This window comes from Bradyrhizobium sp. 31Argb, assembly GCF_043638955.1.
Lineage (GTDB): Bacteria > Pseudomonadota > Alphaproteobacteria > Rhizobiales > Xanthobacteraceae > Bradyrhizobium.
Map to the genome: position 1 here is coordinate 1 of NZ_JBEGDB010000586.1, position 1,438 is coordinate 1,438.

Genomic DNA, 1,438 nt, shown 5'->3' on the forward strand with positions numbered 1-1,438 from the left:
GCTTCCTCCTAAAAGAAAGCCTTGAATCACGTTCAATCTGATTTGAGAATCCCAAGAGTCCACACGGCCTAGCGGGCGCGGTGCTCTATTTCACCTACTTGATCGCTTCGCATCGCGGATTGCCGAACGTCCTCGTGATCATGACCGCGCTGATCGCGCTCTATGGTTTTCTCACACGGCGAACGGTGATCGGCAGGCAGATCTACGCCGTGGGCGGCAATGCGAAGGCGGCAAAACTGTCGGGCATCAAGACCGAACGGCTCACCTTCCTCACCTTTGTCAACATGGGCGTCCTGGCCGCGCTGGCTGGCCTCGTCTTCGCCGCGCGCCTCAACACGGCGACGCCGAAGGCCGGCGCCGGCTTCGAACTCGACGTCATCGCCGCCTGCTTCATTGGCGGTGCTTCCGCCTATGGCGGTGTTGGCCGGGTCGGTGGCGCCGTGGTCGGTGCTATGATCATGGGCGTCATGAACAATGGAATGTCGATCCTTGGCATCGGGATCGACTACCAACAGGTGATCAAGGGATTGGTGCTGCTCGCAGCCGTTTGCGTCGACGTCTACAACCAGCGCAGGTGAGGACGGACCGTTCTTGGGGCAATGAGCACGCCAAGCTCGACGGAACTTCGTCATGCGGAGCATCAAGGACCGTAGCGCAGGCAAGCCACGATGCCTGGTTTGAAGCGCGGTCGGAATCTCGACAAGATCGGGCAATGGTCGGGTGACACGTCCGAGCTGTTTTTCGAGGATGTGCGGATTCCCACCGAAAACTTGCTCGGGCCAGAACATGGCGGCTTCGGCTGCCTCATGGGCGAACTGGTTCAGGAGAGGTTGAGCATCGCGGTCGGAGCTCAGGCAGCAGCGCAACGCGCTTTCGGCCAAATACTGGAACGAGGTTGCGCCGGAATGGATTCACGATTCCGATAGCGAAAACAATGAAGCTGTTGAGCGCCTATTAAAGGCCGACCGCCCCCGGGCCGCCTTCTCCTGCATCGGGTATGAGCCGCAGAAACTCGATGCGCAGGTCCTTTATCGTTTGCTGCTCGCCATGGCGCAGGGCGGCGGCGAGCCGCCCGGGCATTACATGCTGGAACACTACCATGTCGAAGCGGCCTTCAAGAGCCTGAACGGCAGCGCGGCACTGACCCTCGATCAAAAGGCGGGGTTAGAGTTCGCCTACATCGATGCATTGGCGCGGCGTTGGGAGCGAAGGAAAGATGCGTATGGCATCCCGAATCTGGAACGGTATATCGAAGCGCACCCCGAACAATTCGCTCAAGCGATCGCGTGGACTTACAAGCGCAACGACGGGGCTACCGATCCCCCCGAATTGCAGGTCTCGCCTGACCATGTGAAATCGATGGCCTGAAATGGACCCGCGGAGCGGGACCGCTTGAACCGGTTTGTTAGTTGGAAACTGACCGCTCCTGATCCCTTTC

Annotated in this window: 1 protein-coding gene and 2 pseudogenes; all 3 read left to right on the forward strand. The window is 59.6% G+C overall.

Going from position 1 to position 1,438, the window contains the following annotated elements:
• Nucleotides 1-92 precede the first annotated feature (92 nt).
• Nucleotides 93-578, forward strand: a pseudogene (locus AAFX91_RS41620) (sugar ABC transporter permease); the annotation flags it as partial.
• 96 nt (nt 579-674) lie between these two features.
• Nucleotides 675-872, forward strand: a pseudogene (locus AAFX91_RS41625) (acyl-CoA dehydrogenase); the annotation flags it as partial.
• Nucleotides 873-1,035: 163 nt separating this feature from the next.
• Nucleotides 1,036-1,368, forward strand: coding sequence for a hypothetical protein (locus AAFX91_RS41630; RefSeq protein WP_394570339.1), 333 nt, complete (start codon nt 1,036-1,038; stop codon nt 1,366-1,368).
• Nucleotides 1,369-1,438: the final 70 nt, after the last annotated feature.